General features: G+C 43.9%; 10 protein-coding genes. 3 read left to right on the forward strand and 7 right to left on the reverse strand.

Annotation, left to right across the window (positions count from 1 at the left end):
• Positions 1–19: 19 nt before the first annotated feature.
• Together ACFS5N_RS02135 and ACFS5N_RS02140 are read left to right on the forward strand one after the other, a co-directional pair.
• Positions 20–973 (forward strand): GLPGLI family protein, encoded by a 954-nt coding sequence (locus tag ACFS5N_RS02135; protein WP_377181744.1) that lies wholly within the window; start codon positions 20–22, stop codon positions 971–973.
• The gene (locus ACFS5N_RS02140) at positions 970–3,642 is read left to right on the forward strand and encodes a TonB-dependent receptor (protein WP_377181746.1); all 2,673 of its coding nucleotides are present in this window, start codon (positions 970–972) and stop codon (positions 3,640–3,642) included. Before ACFS5N_RS02135 ends, ACFS5N_RS02140 begins: the two co-directional genes overlap by 4 nt.
• Positions 3,643–3,743: 101 nt before the next feature.
• Here ACFS5N_RS02140 and ACFS5N_RS02145 read toward each other — a convergent pair whose 3' ends face one another.
• The 3 genes from ACFS5N_RS02145 to ACFS5N_RS02155 all read right to left on the reverse strand — a co-directional run bounded on the left by ACFS5N_RS02145 (position 3,744) and on the right by ACFS5N_RS02155 (position 10,391).
• Entirely contained in the window at positions 3,744–6,005 is a 2,262-nt protein-coding gene (locus tag ACFS5N_RS02145; protein WP_377181748.1) for a GH92 family glycosyl hydrolase, read from the reverse strand.
• A 256-nt stretch (positions 6,006–6,261) separates the two neighbouring features.
• The gene (locus tag ACFS5N_RS02150; protein ID WP_377181750.1) at positions 6,262–7,998 is read right to left on the reverse strand and encodes a phospho-sugar mutase; all 1,737 of its coding nucleotides are present in this window, start codon (positions 7,996–7,998) and stop codon (positions 6,262–6,264) included.
• Between the two features lie 74 nt (positions 7,999–8,072).
• A complete protein-coding gene (locus ACFS5N_RS02155) occupies positions 8,073–10,391 on the reverse strand; it encodes a TlpA family protein disulfide reductase (protein WP_377181752.1) in 2,319 nt (772 codons plus the stop codon).
• Positions 10,392–10,520: 129 nt separating this feature from the next.
• On the opposite strand from ACFS5N_RS02155, the gene ACFS5N_RS02160 reads away from it, so the two are divergent.
• Entirely contained in the window at positions 10,521–11,909 is a 1,389-nt protein-coding gene (locus ACFS5N_RS02160; protein ID WP_377181754.1) for an SGNH/GDSL hydrolase family protein, read from the forward strand.
• 147 nt (positions 11,910–12,056) lie between these two features.
• Here the strand turns inward: ACFS5N_RS02160 and ACFS5N_RS02165 are convergent, their stop codons facing one another.
• From ACFS5N_RS02165 to ACFS5N_RS02180, 4 genes are all read right to left on the reverse strand, one after another.
• A complete protein-coding gene (locus ACFS5N_RS02165; RefSeq protein ID WP_377181756.1) occupies positions 12,057–13,565 on the reverse strand; it encodes a hypothetical protein in 1,509 nt (502 codons plus the stop codon).
• A gap of 168 nt (positions 13,566–13,733) precedes the next feature.
• Positions 13,734–14,531, reverse strand: a complete 798-nt coding sequence (locus tag ACFS5N_RS02170; protein WP_377181758.1) for a hypothetical protein — start codon at positions 14,529–14,531, stop codon at positions 13,734–13,736.
• 124 nt (positions 14,532–14,655) lie between these two features.
• A complete protein-coding gene (locus ACFS5N_RS02175; protein ID WP_377181760.1) occupies positions 14,656–15,747 on the reverse strand; it encodes a mechanosensitive ion channel family protein in 1,092 nt (363 codons plus the stop codon).
• A gap of 1 nt (position 15,748) precedes the next feature.
• A complete protein-coding gene (locus tag ACFS5N_RS02180) occupies positions 15,749–17,536 on the reverse strand; it encodes a glycoside hydrolase family 15 protein (RefSeq protein ID WP_377181762.1) in 1,788 nt (595 codons plus the stop codon).
• Between the last annotated feature and the right edge of the window lie 27 nt (positions 17,537–17,563).

Below are 17,563 nucleotides of genomic sequence, written 5' to 3' on the forward strand. Positions count from 1 at the left end.
CTGACTTACTAATCACACCATGAAAAAAGCTCTTTTTATAGTTGCGGCCCTAACCACTACGTTAACCGCATCAGCACAAAAAGCCGATACTGCAAGGCTTATTGTCCACTACAAATTTTCGCACATACGCGATACAACCCAGCGTGATAAGCCTTATACCGAAAATATGGTGCTTTTTGCGGGCCAAAATGCCAGCGTATATAAAAGCTATGACCGTAATGTGCAAAATGCTTTAATGAAAAAGCAGATAGAAGAACAGGTTGCGGCGCAAAAGGGCTCAGGTAATATGCGCATCAATATCTCTAACCGTGTACCTACCAGCAATGCTGAATATTACATTTTTAATGTTGACGGTAAGTTAATCGATAAAGAAAACCTCATAGCCACCGCTTACCTGATAGAACAGCCTATACCCAAAATTAACTGGACAATTACCGGCGACACCTCAACCATTGGCGGTTTGCATTGCCAAAAAGCTACAGGCCCTTTTAAAGGTCGCGATTACACTGTCTGGTTTGCACCGGATGTGCCTTTTCATGTGGGCCCCTGGAAATTAAATGGTTTACCTGGCCTTATTGTCGATGCACATGACAAGAAGAACGAGGTTATTTTCAAATTTGATAGCATGGAAGAAGCAACACCTGCGGCTAAAGTTCACGCTACTGTTACAAACGCTGCGCCGGGTGCCAAATTGTTCGACGTTGCCGATGGTAATGCCGACCCGAATGTTATCGCTGTACCTGTGAACGCGGTAAAAACCACTCAAAAAGAATTTGATAAACTTAGTGAAGCCATGCGTAAAGATCCGCAAGGGTTCATGAAAAGTGCAATGGGCAGCTCAGGTGGCAGCTTTAGCCCCAGGCCTGATGGAGCCGGCCATGCGTCCGGGCTGGGGGCCATTACGTCGGTCAATATCGTAGCCGGCCCAAGGGCTGCTGTTAATAACCCAATCGAATTGCCTGAGAAGCCATGATTTACCTAAATAAATGGGTTGCAGTAGCTTTGATTTGGCTACTGTTGCCCTCGGTATGCCTGAGCCAAACTTTAAAAGGTACCGTTACCGACAGTTTGAACAAGCCGGTGGCAATGGCTGGGGTGAACCTCAAAAATAGTAAGGACCTGATTATCGCCTATACCACAACCAACAACAAAGGCGATTATGCTTTACAAATACCTGCCAATACCGAAAAAAATGGGCTGAAACTCGAAGTAAGCTGCCTGGGTTTTAAGAAAGCTACCAGAGAAGTGGTTGATTTGGCTGCGGCCTATAATTTTAAATTAACTAATGCAGTTAACCAGCTAAAGACGGTAGTAGTAAAGAATAACCGGCCCTATTTGCGTACCTCAGGCGACACATTGAGCTACAAGGTCTCTGATTTCAGCAGTCCGCAGGACAGGGTAATTGGCGATGTGTTAAAGCGGTTGCCGGGTATTGATGTAGATAAAGATGGCAAGGTAAGTTATAATGGTAAAGCCATATCCAACCTTTATATAGGAGGCGATAATTTGCTGGACGACCGCTATAACATTGCCACCCGGAACATACCACAAGGTGTGGTTGACGAGATGCAGGTTATCCAAAATCATCAGCCCATCAGGATGCTGCAGGGCAAAGTAAACAGCGATGCGGTAGCCATTAACCTGACTATAAAAAAGAACGCCAAAATGCAGCTGATAGGGCAGGAAAAGTTTGGCGCGGGCCTGCCGGGCAATTATGACGTTGATGTTAACGCCATGATGTTTAAAGACAAATACAAGGCTATTAATTACCTTAAAGGCAACAATATTGGTTATGATGTAGCATCCGAGCTGATATCGCACAATTCAGGCAGTTATATGTCGGGGCTTGATAACAATAAACCCTCGTCGCTGCTGTCGCTGGGTACGGCCGGCGACCCTGATTTGCCACGTAACCGGTATCTGACGAATCAGTCGGGTTTGTTTAATGTTAATAATCTTGTAAATGTGCGCAAAGACCTTCAGCTACGGGTAAACCTGTCTTACATGCGCGACCGGCAGTTGCAAAATTACTTTCGCACCAGCGACGTGTATTTGCCCGGCGACACCGTTCACTATACAGAAACCCAGCATAACAAAAACCGGCCAGACCTTTTGCATGCCCAGTTTACCGTAAACATAAATAATGATAAATATTACCTTAATGATAACCTGTCGACCGACTACAGCCATCGTACCGGCTACTCATCGCTGGTGACTAACAACGTGCCCGTGAACCAGGTGTTAAAGGATAATATGCTGGACCTTTCCAACGATTTTAATTTGATGAAGACGCTCAAAAATTCTAATATCATTGAGGCGTCCAGTTATATCAATCATACCGGCGAACCCGAAAACCGGGTGATTGACCCTGGGCTTAACCCTGATATCTTTAACAATAATGCAGCTTATGCCCAACTGATTCAAAACGTTAATATACCGGGATTTTTTACCAATAACTATCTCAATTACCGTATACCCAAACAATATGTTACGCAATCGTATCGCATGGGTTTTAGCAGGCAATCACAGCAGTTAAATTCAGACCTGTCAGTAATGCAGCTGAATAAAACGGTTAACCTGGTGTCAGACAGCGCAAAAAACAACCTCGGCTGGTCGCGCAATAAAATTTATACCGAGGCTGATTATGACATAACCGGACAAAAGTTGAAAGCAACTTTTTCGCTGCCGCTTACTTACCTGGACATTGCTTATAATGACCGGTTTTATAAGCTTGACAAAACTGTTAATCGCCTTTATTTTGACCCAAGCCTGTTTATGAAGTATCAAACCGGCGTTGAAAACAATCTGACAGCCACGTATAATTTTCACAACAGCATTGGCAGCATTACAGATGTTTATCGTGGATACATTCTGTCTAATTATCGCAGCCTTGGCGCTAACAACGCCGACCTGACCGAATCGCAAACACAATCAGCCAGCTTGGGGTTTAACTTCCGCAAAGCGATTATTCTATTGTTTTTCAACATCAACGCATCGTATACACATCAAAGCTCAAACAGTATTGCCTCGGCTGTGCTTAGTAACAATATACAACAACGCATAGTATTGCCATATGCCAACAGTATGAATGCCTGGGCGCTGAGCAGTAAGGTAAGTAAATATGATTTTGCTTTGCGTACTACCTTTAGTTTAGGCGGGTCATGGCAAACTGCCAGCACCAACCAAATTCAAAATGGGCTGGTGCTGCCTTATAATACCATTAACACCAACCTCAATTTTGGTATTGAAACCAAAGCTGCCGACAGGGTTACATTGAGCTACAACGGCAATTACAATGTAACCACCAGCAAATCATCAGCGGTAACCAGTACCAGCAAGTTTGAGCGGTTGATACAGTCGGCATCTGCAAATTATAATATTACCGATTACCTGTTTCTCAATGTATCCGGCGATCATTATTACACCCGTCAGCAAAACGCCGGCGACCTGAAATATATCTTCGCCGACGCCTCTATACGTTACCGTTTCAAAAAAACCAAGTTGGATGTGGAGCTTGATGCGCAGAACTTGTTTAATACCAAAAATTACACGGCGGTATACCTGTCGGCAAATATGTATGCGGCGAGTAGCTATACTATTCCGGGGCGCATCATCATGGCTAAGGCCACGTTTTCGCTGTAAAGACCTCTTGGCACCTTCTCATCCTGAGCACAGTGAAGGATCTTACGCGCTTTACCATCGCTTTTATAAGATTCTTCGCTACGCTCAGAACGAGCACTACGTCAGTGATGATCAGGACCCATGTAAAGCTCGAGTTTGCCGCCTGCTACCACGTCCTTAAAACTAATATCATTGCCTTTTAACAACCGGCCATTAAGCCGCGCCGATTGGATATAGATGTTTTTAGCTGAGTTGTTATACGTTTTGATTTCGAATAACTTCCCTTTATAAAAGGTGGGGTCAAGAGTTATCTTAACCGAATTAAAAATAGGGCTGCTCAAGTCGATACGTAAATCGGGGGATGTGCCGCCGTTCATTTCGAATAATCCTAATGAACTCATTACAAACCAGGCGCCCATTTGGCCTTCATCCTCGTCGCCACCCCATCCCGTGTAAGGCGAAGCATCGTAAAATGTGTTCAGGATTTTACGGGTATAATATTGAGTAAGGTAGGGTTTGTCTGTATAATTAAAAAGATAGGCGGCCTGCATATTCACTTCATTGCCGTGATTAATATAATATTCGGCCGATTGTCCCCACGTTCTGTCAAGTGCAGGTGCAGTAAACTTTTGTTTTTCTGATTTTTTAAAACCTGTTTCTAAACGGTTAGTAAACCGGCTTTTATCAACAAACTTTACCAGTCCGGGCACGGCATGCGGCACATAAAAGGAATATTCCCACGAGTTGCCTTCCACAAAATGCTCAACAGAAAACAGGTCGAAATTATCAATAAACCGGCCATCCTCTTTTTTGGGAACCACGTATTTACTTACCGGATCGAATACATTTTTCCAATTGTCTGAACGTTTGAGAAAGAAAGTGTAATCATTAGTTTTATGTAAATGATTGGCCATTTGTGCTACGCACCAATCATCATAAGCATAGTCAAGTGTTTTGGATGTTGCACCTTTTTCTACAGGCACATAACCATATTTGGCATAAGCAGATATCTGCGGATTTCCAGGCTGGCCACCGCAAACAGGTGTAGGTTCAACCTCGACGTTTTTCTTCATTGCAGCGTAAGCAACGTCTGCATCTTTTTTCATGATGCCTTTAAGATAGGCACTGGTGATCAAAGCCATTTCGTGCGATCCTTCCATAATTCCCGAGTACTCAATGCCTGTAGGGCCTTTAGAAAGCCAGCCGGTTTTTTCATACATTTCTAGCTGCGTACCTACCAAATCCTGCACTGTTTCAGGTGAGGTAAGGGTCCATAGCAAATTCAGGTTCCAGAAGGTATTCCAGAATGCATCGCCGCCAATCATTGCTTTTCTGTATGGTGGTAGTTGCTGTACCTGTTCGCAGGCATCGACATATTTGCCGTTTACATCGCTCATGGTCATTTTAGCGCTGAAACAGCGATAAAAGTTGGTGTAGAACTTAACTTTATCAGTTTCAGAATCACCTTCAACAATAATTGTCTTCAGGATATTGTTCCAAACGTCGTGGTTGTGCTTTACCAATTTATCAAAATCCCAGCTAAACCTCTTTAACTCGGTTGCCAGGTTTAGCCTGGCCTGGGCCACACTTACAAATGACAGGCCAGTGCGCAGTATAACCTGTTCCGTTTTATTGGTAGGATAAGTGACATACGCGCCCAGATCTTTACTGCCTTTAATCTCTTTTTCGCCTTTTATTTGCCGCTGATTTGCATAGCCCTGAAAACCGGTGAAAGGCTTGCTAAACTGCATTACAAAATACAAGGTATAATCGTTAAAACCTGCGGCAGATGATTTGGCATAACCTTCAATTTCAGTATCACTTACTTTGATAATGGCCGCATCTTTTAAATCAAGCCCATATTCAGAGGGCATGCTTAATTGTATCATGATGCGGTTAGTGCTGTCAGCCGGCAGGGTATAGCGCTGCACGCCGGTGCGCTCAGTGGCTGTTAACTCAGCCTTGATGTGCGAGTCTAATAAATAAACCGAATAATATCCCGGGGTGGCTTTTTCCTGATCATGCCTGAAACGAGAATGAAAACCTGCGTTGGCGCCCTTAAAAGGCTCGTCAGGTGTGCCCGGTTTTAGCGCCAGATCGCCATTGGTGGGCATGGTAAGTAACCCTGCCATGGTCCAACCGTGCAGGTGTGTAAAACCATGTATGCTGCCTACTGAATATTCATAGCCGCCCTGCCAAACGTCGCCCTGGTTATCAGGGCTCAATTTCACCATTCCGTTAGGTGCTGTTGCGCCTGGAAACAGCATCCAACGGCTATTAGATGTGCCGATGAAGGGATTGACGTAGTCAATAGGTTGTTTTTTCTGAGCGATGCAAAGACTTGATAGGCAAATCAATAAAGCGATATATCGGAGGCTAAGCATATATTTATTTTCACAACATAGTAAATACTTTTCAATCTATAAAAAAAAATGCGGGGCGCATTATCATGGCTAAGGCGACGTTTTTGCTGTAAAGTTACCTTTCTCACTTGTCATCCTGAGCAATAGCGAAGGATCTTATACGCTTTACCATCGCTCTTACAAGATTCTTCACTACGTTCAGAATGACAAATCTCCTATAAATAAAAAAAGTCCCGGACGTGCAGCCCGGGACTTTTCAATATTTAATAAGCAGTTATTACACGCCCAAATCCTTAATGATATTGTCAATCTTAGCATCTAGCTCAGCATCCACTTGTTTGTAATCCTCTTTGCTGGCCAGTTTGCCGTTTACGCTGCAATAAAACTTGATTTTAGGCTCGGTACCTGATGGGCGGGCCGAAATAATGCTTCCGTCGGCAGTAATAAACTGCAACACGTCAGATACCGGCAGCTCAATAGGCGAGGTGGTGTTTGAGCTTAGATCGGTTTCTATCCGGCGCTCATAATCTTTAACCGTCACTACTTTTGAGCCACCCAATGTTGCAGGCGGATTGGTGCGGAATTTCTCCATCATGGCCTTAATCTCTTCGGCACCGGTTTTACCTTTTTTGGTGATGGATATCAGCTTCTCTTTATAAAAACCGTATTGCAGGTACATGTCAATCATGGCCTCAAACAAGCTGCTGCCTTTATCTTTGTAAAAGGCGGTCATCTCGGCAATAAATGCTGCCGATACAACGGCGTCTTTATCGCGTACCAATTCACCAACCAGATAGCCGTAGCTTTCTTCGCCACCGCCAATAAAGGTTTGTTTACCTTCAAACTCGGTCATTAGCTGGCCAATGTATTTAAAGCCGGTAAGCGTGTTGTAGCAGGTTACATTTTTTGCTTTCGCGATGGCCTCGATCAGGTTGCTGGTCACAATGGTTTTAACAATGTACTCGTTACCGGTTAGTTTACCTTTTTGTTCCCAGGCGGTAAGCAGGTAGTTGATAAGTAAACTGCCGGTTTGGTTACCATTAAGCAGGATAAACTCGTTATCCGCATTTTTCACGGCGATACCTACGCGGTCGGCATCCGGGTCGGTGGCCAGCACCAGGTCGGCATCAATCTCGGCAGCTTTTTTAAGCGCCAGGGTCAAAGCTTCTTTTTCCTCCGGATTTGGATAAACCACAGTAGGGAAGTTGCCATCGGGGGTTTCCTGCTCCTGAACGATGGTTGTATTTCTGAAACCAAAGCTATAAAGTGCCTGCGGTACCAAAGTGATGCCTGTACCGTGGATAGGCGAGTAAACAATGCTCAGGTTTTTCTGGCGCTCAATGGCATCGGGCGATACTGAAAGTTCAGTGATTTTGGCGATGTACTCATGATCTATCTCTTCGCCAATGATCTCAATATTTTTCGGGTCGCGCTCAAATTTAATATCGTCAACACTGGCAATGGCGGCAACTTCGTCCATTACGGCTTTGTCATAAGGCGAGACAAACTGACCGCCATCGGCACCGTAGGCTTTATAGCCGTTATACTCTTTAGGGTTATGCGAAGCCGTAAGCATTACACCGCTTTTGCATTTTAAACGGCGCACAGCGTACGAAAGCTCAGGCGTAGGGCGTAAGGCGTGAAAAAAATAAACCTGTATTCCGTTGGCCGAGAAAACATCAGCAGTAATGTTGGCAAACACATCAGAGTTATTACGGCTGTCGTGCGCAATGGCCACGCTTACTTTTTCGCCCGGATAGGTTTTCTTTAAAAAATTAGCCAAACCCTGGGTAGCAGCACCGATGGTGTATTTATTCATGCGGTTAGAGCCAACGCCCATAATACCACGAAGGCCGCCGGTACCAAACTCCAGGTCGCGGTAAAATGAGTCGGTCAGCTCTGTAGTGGCCTTGGTATCAATAAGTCGCTGAACTTCGGCTTTGGTTTCAGCATCATAATTTCCGTTAAGCCAGGCTTGGGCCTTGCTCAAAACGTTTGCATCTAATTCCTGCATATAATTGGTATTGTGTGTTTAATATTATGATACAAAAATAAAATGTATCGCTTTTTTGTTTGCCGAAACTAATATTATTCCTTTAAAGTTGCCAAAAGTTTATTCTTCAAATCGTCATTACCGCCTGTCTGAAAATTCGGACTTACCACTTCGCCTTTTTTATTTACCAAAACATGGTGCGGTATGCCTGAGATATTGAATTTACTTAACAAGTAGTTCCATTGGTCGCTATTCACTCTATAATGTTCACCTTTAATACCCGGTGCCATGCTTTTGTAGGTTTCCATTGGCGATGAGCCATCGGTGATGTATACAAAAGCAATGTTCTGATCCTTAAGCGCCTCTTTCAATGGCGCTACTTCCTCAATATTTGCTCTGCACGGTGCGCACCAGGTGGCCCAAAAATCTACGTAAACCACTTTTCCTTTATATTTTTTTATGATGTCTGTGAATATTTGGTTGGCCGGCGAGTTTGGTAACTCGTTAGCCTTAAACTTGCTCAACTTATTCCGGGCTATCAGATTTTGCATCCCCTCATTTTCTTTGACGATAACCTTGTAGATCGACTCATCATTCAGCCTGTTTTTGATTTTAGCCAAAGCTTCGGCGTCGAGCGGTTTTGAATCCTGTTCTAGCATACCTAAATCATCCTGCGAATCCATTAGGTTTTGGCAAAGCAAAAAGTTGGTGCTGATCACTTTTTTCAACGCAGCCGTGCGATATACCGATCTTGGTTGTTGTTGGGCGCCTTCGAAGAAAGTTTTTCTGGCTTTTGCCGCTTCGTTAACCATCTTGCTTTTTTTGCGGAAGATCTGATAAGCTATTTCGGCGTCGCGCTTTTCCAAAGCTTCGGTAAACATGCGCTGCAGTTCGCGCTCATCGTCATTTACAGGCGGCGACTGTTTAAATGCATCAAGATAAAGGCGCACCACAGATTCATTAATTGTAAATTCTACCAGGCTCGAATATTTAATGCGGTTAATAAAGGTATCGAAATTTTCGGCCACCATTGATAGCTGATCATTAAGGGGTAACTTATCTAAAAACGTGTAGTATGACGGCGCTAATTCTACCGGTGGTGTGGCATACCCACGTACTGTATCAGGCACTTTATTTGCCTTGCGATAAGCATTGTCACGGCGCATATTATATTCCAGGCGGTCGTTAGCGCCATGATATAATATTTCCATTTTAAATACTTGCTGAGCTTTTGTACTCAGGTTATGTTCGGTGCTGTATTTGTTTAATTCGCCTAGCCCTTTAGCAACCAGGCTATCAACAATTGCGCTGTATCTTTCAGGGGTATTTTTAAAAGCCAGCTCATTCATTTGATCATAGCTTAAACTTTCATAAAACTTATTTGGCCTAAACTCCTCGTTTAAACACGCATCCTCGCCATAATACAAGCCCGATTCACGGCCTTTTCTAAAGTCCATATACTCAAATAGGTTTTTACCAGGCTCCATAAAAATGGTTTGCCATGAGCCCGGAAACTCTAAAAATCCAATGCCGGGATAAAGCATAGGTACTTTAGTAGAAAAGCTACCATCTGGAGCAAGTTGGATAACATAACTTTTTTGCTTGCCGCTGATTATATTATTTATGGTGATTTTACCGGTTTTATACCCTAGTTTAGGCGAATAACCGTTGATGAATCCATTTAGCGTAGCGCTATCTGTTTTGATAAGCGGTTCGGTAAATCCGGGTTCGTTTAATGCCGGATATTGATGATCGCCGCGCAGGCTTGTTAGTAAAATAGGGCGCTTGCCTAACTCGGTAATCTTCATTTCATTATTACCGGTAGGGGTGAGCGTAAGCGCTAATTTGCTTTTACCTTTAGCCAGGGCAACGTGTATGGTTTTACCGGTAGGCTTTACCGACTGGTATTGCCAAACCTGTCCATTATAAACGGCGCGTTTTTCAGTAAAGCTGGCTACCCATTCCTTACCACCTGTCGTTTTGAACCAGTTAGCATAAACGCCATCGGGCATTGCTTTTGGAACTGGAGGAAGCAGCGATATATCCAAAATCTTAAAGCAATTTTCGCAGTCGCCTTCCTGATAGTCAATAATCTTAGTGCCCGTTTTAATGGCTGGGAAAGTAATGCTAAAGAGTTGTTTTTCTTTATAAAACTGATTATAGGCAATCCCTATAATACGCTTAGCCAGTAGTTTTTCTCCATCGGCTACGATATAACTGTCAGACGAAATACGGAAGCTATCTGGATAGTAGGCTGAAAAGAAAAGCTGTGTAGCGGTATCTGTGAGTATAATCCTATCAATAGTTAAACCACCGGCGTTGCTGGCACCGCAATTAGGCGAGTTAATGATTTTTTGAGCACTGGCTGCTACAAAGCATACCAATAGCAGGATAAGGGCTAGTGATTTTTTCATGTATAGGTTTTAAAGGTTATCAAATATAATGGTTTAGATCAAACCAAATCAACGAATAGCAGGTAAATGCAAATAAGGTTGATGCTGGTTGCTAAACGTTTAAAGCAATTTGTTTATTATACTTGTGCAATGAAACCAATCATAACCGCACTGGCTCTGTGCCTTTGCATCGCGTTTTCTACCAAAGCGCAAACGGTACAACCCTTTAAGCAAGGCGACAGAGTAGTTTTTGTAGGCAACAGTATTACTGATGGCGGGCATTATCACGCTTACATCTGGCTGTATTATATGACGCATTATCCAGCGCGCCGTATCACCTGCTTTAACGCCGGTATTGGCGGCGATGTGATTGAGCAGATAGCCGACCGCTTTGATTACGATGTCCTATCCAAAAAGCCGACGGTTTTAACCTTAACCTGGGGCATGAATGACAGCGGTTATTTTGAATGGTACCGTAAAGATGCGCAGCAGTTTATGGACGATAGATTGGCGAAAAGCTATGAAACCTACAGTAAACTGGAAGACCGGCTGAAGGGTATGCCCAACATCCGGAAAATACTTATTGGCGGCTCGCCGTATGATGAGACCACTAAATTTTCTACAAAAAACTACTATCCCGGCAAGAGTGCGCAATTAGCCAGGATTGTAGCTCACCAGGAGCAGTCGGCTAAAAATAACCATTGGGAATTTGTGGATTTTTATCACCCCATGGATGCTATTAACAAACGCGAGCAGGCCAGGGATACGGCTTTTAGCCTAACGCCAAACGACCGGATTCACCCCGATAATAACGGCCATTTAGTAATGGCTTATTTGTTCCTGAAGTCGCAGGGGCTGGCCAATAATGTAGTGGCTGATGTGGCGGTAAACGTTGCTAATAAAAAGGTTGAAAAGGCTGTAAATAGCAGCGTAAGCAATGTCGCGTTAGCAAATAATGGTGTTAGTTTTAATTACTTGGCTAAATCATTGCCTTACCCGCTGGACACGTTGCCAAGAGGCTGGGGGAGCAGGTTCCCGCAGTCGGACGCGCTGAAGCTAGTGCCTTTTATGAAAGAGTTTAACCAGGAAACGCTGACTGTGAAAAATCTGAAAAGCGGCACTTACGATTTGCTGATTGACGGTGAGCGTATGAAAAGCTTTACCGCCTCGCAGCTATCTTCAGGTATCAATATGGCCGAAATACCGAATACGCCGCAATATCAGCAAGCTATCCAGATCCGCGAGCTGAATGAAGAGCGATGGGATATTGAGCGGCGCATACGCATGTATGTTTGGGTAGAGTACGATTTTTTGAAAGGCAAGAACCTGCTGCATAATGACAGCAACGCCGCGCTCGATTCGGTTAAAAAATACTCGGCCAAAGATATTTTCCTGAATGCAAATAAAGACACCTATACCCGTGCCCGCTACGCAACGCTGCGCGATGCCTGGCAACAGGAAATGGCCGTGCTGATTGATAAGATCTATGCCATTAACAAACCGGTGGTGCACAAGATTGAGCTGGTACCGTCGAAGTAGTAAACGAAAAATTGGACACTCCCTGCGTCATCGTGAGCGAGGAACGAGCGCGACGATGTCAGGATAAGCTATGTGTGATATACAGAGATCGTTACGCTACGCTCACGATGACGTGGTTGGTGAGGATAATGTGACTGCAAGGTTAGTTTACCTTTTCTCAAATTTCAAAACCAATCCAGGGTCTGACAAGTCGCCTTTTGTTTTGGCCGACAAGCCCACGGTGCGGATCAAATCACCCGGCAAAGTGATGCGGTTATTTTTGACGATCACTTTTTTGGTGATGTTTACAGGCGTATCGCCCGCCAGGTCCTGTCCCCAGATCTGGTACCCTTTTAATAAAGTGTTTTGAGGTAATATTAAGGTTAATGATAAGTAGTCGCCAAATACGCCAATAGGGTGTTTAACGTCATTTATTTGTTGCTCTACGTTAACTTTCTTAGTTATGTAGTCATGGTTCAAACCACGTCCGATAGTTGCTATAGCGATTGCGCCATTGGCATAGCGCGACGACAAAACAAATGGTCTGGCGGGGTTGTCAGACTTGACTATTGGTAAAGGCAAACCGCGGCTCACACGTGCAGGGGCAGAGGCTTTGAGGGTGTCGCCAATTTTCGCCGGTCCCCAGGTATCACGGTAACCTACCTTCCATTTGTCCTGCAGATTTTGATCGTCAATTTTATAATCATCGCTGCCTACACCAAACGGCAGGGCAATACGGTGCCAGCGCACGCCGCGTACAACCTCATCCAGGCGTAGTTTCAGGTTTCTGCCTACCGGCGGAAATACAAAATCAATGGCGCCATTTGGTAAATTGCCTACAAACGGGTGCCGCATCACACCGATAGCGCAACCCAATCCGGCGGCTATGTACGGTTCATCCTCGCAATTAATAATGCCTTTGGCGTCGCCTTCGGGCTTGTATTTTAGTACCCGGGCAATGCGGGCAATGGTTGTTGGCTGCGCGATGATATTCTCGACGTCATAGGTTCGGTATACATCGCCAATGCTGATAAAACGCTCATTTGTAGCATGTTCAATTACCAGATTAGGCGCGTATTTGCGGCCCAGACGAGTAAGCATTTTTCTGAATTCGGCGTTACGCGCTTCTTTTCCCCAATCAACTTTCCAATAGGCAAAACCCGATGCATTTGCCGTTAGCAAACGCTGTGTCCAATACATTTCGGTATCGTTGTCGCCAACTAACTGTGCCTGTTGTGCGCAAATCCAACCGCCTAAACCTTTCCATCCTGCTGCTTTAACGGCGTTCACCAATTTGCTCATTCGCTGGTTGGGGGGGCCGGTAAACCCGGGAAACCGGCTGGTGTCTACCTCAACCCAGCCCAGATATTTATTATCGCCCGAGTTTTCATTGGCCGGGATATCCCATGAATCGTCCATTACAAAAATGAGGTCCTTACGGATTTTTGGATAAAAGCTAACCCAGTTTTGAAACCGGCTTTTACCAAACATGTTGTCGCCGGTCATCTCGGCCCGTTGCGCCGGGCTTGTTACATAACTGCTTAAATATCCCTGTATGTTCCAGGTACAAAAGTAATCGTCGGCTTTTGACGGCGTGCCGGGTATAAGTGAGGAATGTTTTTGCGACCAGGCAAGTGTGCTCAGGGCTACAAGCCCAACGGTAATGCTATATCTCATTCTGTTTAAAGAAATATGTCAGTTAGTTGCAGCAATACTAGTAAAAACTGCTGATAACCACGAATGAACTGCTACACTTGCAGCCTTTTTACCAACATTTCGATAAACGCAATCAAATAACTTAACATTAGTGCTATAGCATAAACATCTGAATACTACAGCTGTGGTTTAATTTGGATAGATAAGCACAGGGATGGTTATATGTGATGGAAGCTTGTCAGGCAAACGGTCGCCCCAAAGTTGCTGAAAATGAAATTGACGATTTACACATACCAGCACATCAACACGCAATGTATTTATCAACGTATCGCTGATTTTTTGCATATCGGTATCTTTAATATGACTAAAAAATAGCTCAAAACGCGAGTTTCTTTTGCCAATTGTATCGGCAAAAAGCGCTTCGCCATAGGCCGGGCTTACATCAGGCAGGCCCTGTTGGCAAACATGCGCCAATAACAAACTTAAGCCACGGAGTTTTGATAAATTATTTAATACAGGCTGCTGACAATAACGAAGATCGGTTAAATAAGCCATTCTGCTTATTGGTATAGATGGCAATAGTTCAGGCAACAAAAGTAATGGGCAGGATAGCTGATTGAGTATATCCTGTAAATTGGGAGTTTCGGCACTTGGCGAACTAATTACCATCGCAAAGTTTTCTTTACGGATAAAAGCGACCAACTCATTTTCGTTAAAGCGTGCTGCGTCAATAATACGCGGCTTGACAACGGCTGAACTTTCATGTAATACAGCCTGGTTGGTCCAGTTGTTTACTTTATCACTTATATCTTTTGTTGCGCTCGCGTTTTGAACAAGTACAGGTTCAGGCTGAAAATTTTTTTGTTTTTGTGCCCGTGTATGTGCAACAACCAGCTTAAGCTGGTTTTGCGCGGCAAAACGTCCGGCGAACGCTATTTCTGCCGCTTGTTCTGCATCCTTAGTTATTAATAGTATTTCCTTCATCATATTATAAAGGAAACAACAAATATGGGTTGTAAGAGTTTTATGATTAAATACGCATTTTTATAAGATATTCCGCATTGCATTTCACAAGAAAATGCGAAATCTTCTGCAAAATAGACAAAATACATTACGCCGGCATGTGGGTAGCTGGATACTGAGGTAGCCCTTCCATTCTGATTTTTGGCAGGCTGCCGGCATAATTTTCCTGTAAAAATTTAATCAGGTTTTCGCGGATATAACAACGTAAATCAAACGCTTTGGACGAGTCAGCTGCGCTTACCAGCACTCTCAATTCCATGGTCTGTTCTTTTGAGTCGGTTACTTGCACAATACCCAGCCGTTTGTCCCATAAATCAGTTGCCGGCAACAGCCTGTTTAATTCCTCGCGAATGGCGGCTACAGGGCAAGTATAGTCTACGTACAAAAAAATGGTGCCTAATAATTGAGATGTGGTGCGTGTCCAGTTTTGAAATGGCTTTTCAATAAAATAAGTAATGGGCAGAATAAGGCGTCGCTGGTCCCATATATTCAATACCACGTAGGTTAGTGTAATATCTTCTACTTTTCCCCACTCGCCTTCAACTACTAAAACATCATCAATACGAATAGGTTGGGTAAAGGCTATCTGGAAGCCTGCAAGCAAATTGCTCAGCGACTTTTGCGCTGCAAAGCCAATAATTATACCGCCGATACCTACACCTGTCAATAAGCCAGCGCCGATTTTTCGGACATTATCAAAGCTTAATAAAATAACGGCTACGGTTATGAGTATGATAAATACGATAATCACCTTACGGACAAACCGTAGCTGCGTCTGTACTTTACGTTCTTTCAGATTATCAGCCTTATTCAGGTCGTAAATATGATAGAAATGATCTTCGAATATCCTTACCGTGCTAATCAACACATTAGCGAAGGATATTATAAGTAATATTTCCAGCAGCTTTTTAAAATAGACAATATAGCCACCTTCATACATTAAAAAGGGGAGCAGCGTATTCAAAGTCAGCAGCGGAACGAATGCGTTTAACGGGACGCTCAGATGCATGAGTATGGTTTTAAAAAGTGAATAGTCTTTAGTGTTTTTGTAATAATGGAGCAGCGCAGTAATGATAAGCTTGACAATAAAACCTAACAAAACAGCAGCAGCAATTAAGCCGGTATTCCACAACCAGCCGGGAAATTGCTTTGACCATATATTTAACTGCTCTTGTAACATCTTATAAAAACACAGGCCGGTCAAGTTTAACTGCTATACGGTAAGCCGCATTCATTAATCCTACATGGCTATAAGCCTGAGGGAAATTTCCCCATTGGCTGCCGTCAACACCATCAACATCTTCACTAAACAGCAAAAGGTGATTGCAATACTTCAGCAACTTTTCAAACTCGACGATAGCTTCATCAACACGGCCCACGCAGGCCAGAGCCTCAACATACCAAAAAGCGCAGATAAGAAATGTGGTTTTGGGTTTACCAAAATCATCTGTGTGTATATAGCGATAAAATAAACCTGTGTCGGTTTTGAGTTCCTTTTCCAACGCAGCTAAATGATCGCGCGCTTTTTGGGAAGCCGGGTCGATGTAATTCATCATAATTAACTGCAGCGTACTGGCATCCAGGTACGGGCTGCCTACAGCGTGTGTGTAAACCTTCCTCACCGGGTCATAACAGGCTTCAATATGAGCTGCTGCACGCTCTTTTAACGCGCAGGCTCTTTCTTCCAGGGTTTTATCGCCTATGGTGCGGGCCATTTTTTCGGCAGCGTTGCAGCCGGCCCATTGAAACAGGTTGCTGTAACAGTGCATTAAAGCAATATTTCTGAATTCCCAGATGCCGGCATCATGCTCGTCGATGGTGCGCTCTATCTTGTCCAGTAATGAATTAATCCATTTGTTAGAGTCTTTGCGTTCGCTGTAAATAAAGCGATGATCGGTATACAAAGGCAGCAGCGAAATAGAAACCTGGCCATAAATGTCATTTTGAATATGCTCTGAAGCCTGGTTGCCTATACGTACGGGCTTGTTACCCATATAGCCGTCCAAATGTTCGGCAATTTCTTCTGTCAGGTTCTTTTTGCCGGTAATACCATAAAGCGGTTGATAACGGAAACTATCGTTCTCTGAAAAAGAAATGTCGGTAACATAGTTAAAATAGCGCTCCATTTCTTCAAAATGACCGATATGATTAAGCGATGTCAGCACGTAATAGGTATCGCGCAGCCAGCAATACCTGTAATCCCAATTGCGCCCGCTGCCCGGAAACTCAGGCAGGCTGGTGGTACTGGCAGCAATAATAGCCCCTGTATCCTCATATTGGTGTATCTTCAAAGCCAGGGCCGAGCGGATTACGTAAGGCTGGTAAAATAACGCTATAGATGAGTGCTTTATCCATAAACGCCAGTATTCTATAGTTTCACGCAAATATTGTTCGCAAGTGCTTGCAAGCGCTCCTTCCCAAACGTCGCCATAATTCAGTAATAAATATTTTGTTTCATTAAGCGAGAAGTATTCCTCGTCAATGAGATAGGTGATAGGGATGTTTGTAGACAGGCCCATAGATTCGCCGCACCCGGTAAACTTAATATAATCGCTGCCATGCAGTTTGTCTTGTGGTAAACGGCCGTAATCGCAAACAGGCGAACATTTTACTTTAATGCGTGGTACGCCCTCCAGTGGTTCTATTTTCCGAATGAGCATTAAAGGTTTATAAAAATGATCATACTGCCTGAAACGTGGTGCGAAATCAGTAACGCGGTATTTGCCGTTTTTGCAGGTGATATCTGTTCGTAATACGTTGGTATTTTCTGCATAAACCTGTTCAGATGTATAATCGCTGGCCGGCAGAATTGAAAATTCACCGCCTTTGTTTTTGTCGAGCATGCCGCCAAAAACAAACGGACTGTCAAACCGCGGCCAGCACATCCAATCAATATTGGTGTTTTTATTTACGTGTGCTAAAAAATTACAATTGCCAATAATGCCTGTCTGATAGGTGTGTCTAGCCATAGGTGATGTATTTGTTTTGATTGAACA

Origin of the sequence: Mucilaginibacter ximonensis, from assembly GCF_042686265.1 — a bacterium.
Classification (GTDB): Bacteria; Bacteroidota; Bacteroidia; order Sphingobacteriales; family Sphingobacteriaceae; genus Mucilaginibacter; species Mucilaginibacter ximonensis.

Bases quoted from the DNA above. Each gene is read 5' to 3' on its own strand.
- ACFS5N_RS02135 (WP_377181744.1), top strand. From the start codon at position 20: ATGAAAAAAGCTCTTTTTATAGTTGCGGCCCTAACCACTACGTTAACC.
- ACFS5N_RS02140 (WP_377181746.1), top strand. From the start codon at position 970: ATGATTTACCTAAATAAATGGGTTGCAGTAGCTTTGATTTGGCTACTG.
- ACFS5N_RS02145 (WP_377181748.1), bottom strand. From the start codon at position 6,005: ATGCTTAGCCTCCGATATATCGCTTTATTGATTTGCCTATCAAGTCTT.
- ACFS5N_RS02150 (WP_377181750.1), bottom strand. From the start codon at position 7,998: ATGCAGGAATTAGATGCAAACGTTTTGAGCAAGGCCCAAGCCTGGCTT.
- ACFS5N_RS02155 (WP_377181752.1), bottom strand. From the start codon at position 10,391: ATGAAAAAATCACTAGCCCTTATCCTGCTATTGGTATGCTTTGTAGCA.
- ACFS5N_RS02160 (WP_377181754.1), top strand. From the start codon at position 10,521: ATGAAACCAATCATAACCGCACTGGCTCTGTGCCTTTGCATCGCGTTT.
- ACFS5N_RS02165 (WP_377181756.1), bottom strand. From the start codon at position 13,565: ATGAGATATAGCATTACCGTTGGGCTTGTAGCCCTGAGCACACTTGCC.
- ACFS5N_RS02170 (WP_377181758.1), bottom strand. From the start codon at position 14,531: ATGATGAAGGAAATACTATTAATAACTAAGGATGCAGAACAAGCGGCA.
- ACFS5N_RS02175 (WP_377181760.1), bottom strand. From the start codon at position 15,747: ATGTTACAAGAGCAGTTAAATATATGGTCAAAGCAATTTCCCGGCTGG.
- ACFS5N_RS02180 (WP_377181762.1), bottom strand. From the start codon at position 17,536: ATGGCTAGACACACCTATCAGACAGGCATTATTGGCAATTGTAATTTT.